Origin of the sequence: Streptomyces sp. MBT65, assembly GCF_016612545.1 — a bacterium.
Taxonomy (GTDB): domain Bacteria; phylum Actinomycetota; class Actinomycetes; order Streptomycetales; family Streptomycetaceae; genus Streptomyces.
Map to the genome: position 1 here is coordinate 1 of NZ_JAENRY010000698.1, position 754 is coordinate 754.

Sequence of the window (754 nt, forward strand, 5' to 3'; positions counted from 1 at the left end):
TCCCGGCGATCGCCGACGCGAACGACGCGATCCGCCAGGCCACCACCCAACTCACGGCCGAACGGACCGAGTTGGACCGGGCGGAGCACATCGTCGAGGTGGGCCCGACCCGTATCCGCGAGGAGGAGGGGAAGCACGAGGAGGCCGTGGAGGAGGCCCGGCAGGACGCGGCGGACGTGCTCCTCCAGGAGCGGAACCTGCGGGACGCCAGGCGCCAGGAGACCATCGCCCAGGGCCGCGTGACCGAGGCCGAGAAGGAGGTCACGCGGCGCAACGGGCGGGTCGTCGCCGCCGTCACCGCGCAGATACAGGCCGCGGCCGACCAGGTGTCGGCCACCGCCGCGCTGCCGGGTCTGTCCAGCGACGTCCACGACAGCGCCCCGACCCCCGAACAGTCCCTGCGTACCACCTTCGCCACCACCCCGCCCCGCTAGCCCAACCCCGACGGCCCGACCGCCTCCCTCCCGGCCGGCGGGCAGACCCACACTCCGGCGCCCGCCGTGTCCACACCGACCCCGGCCCCCAAGAAACAGCAGCCGAAGAAGAGCGGGCCGCCCAAGTCCGGTACCAGCGGCGGCAAAACAGACAAGACCGGCAAGGGGAAGAAGCCGGTCACCGGCAAGACCACGAGCACGAGCACCGGCAAGAGCAAGGCCAAGACGGCGCAGCCCGGCACGACCCCGCCCGCCCCGCTGTCTCCCTACGTGGCCCCCACGGGCCGAGCCGTCCTGACCCCCGGCGACGGCAACTGCCT

General features: G+C 73.5%; 1 protein-coding gene and 1 pseudogene. Both read left to right on the forward strand.

Features of this window, described 5'->3' with window-relative positions; genetic code table 11:
• Window positions 1–434: hypothetical protein (locus tag JHN63_RS51655; protein ID WP_200692025.1), on the forward strand; the 434-nt coding region annotated here is incomplete at its 5' end.
• 66 nt (window positions 435–500) lie between these two features.
• Window positions 501–754 (forward strand): annotated as a pseudogene (locus JHN63_RS51660) (hypothetical protein); the annotation flags it as partial.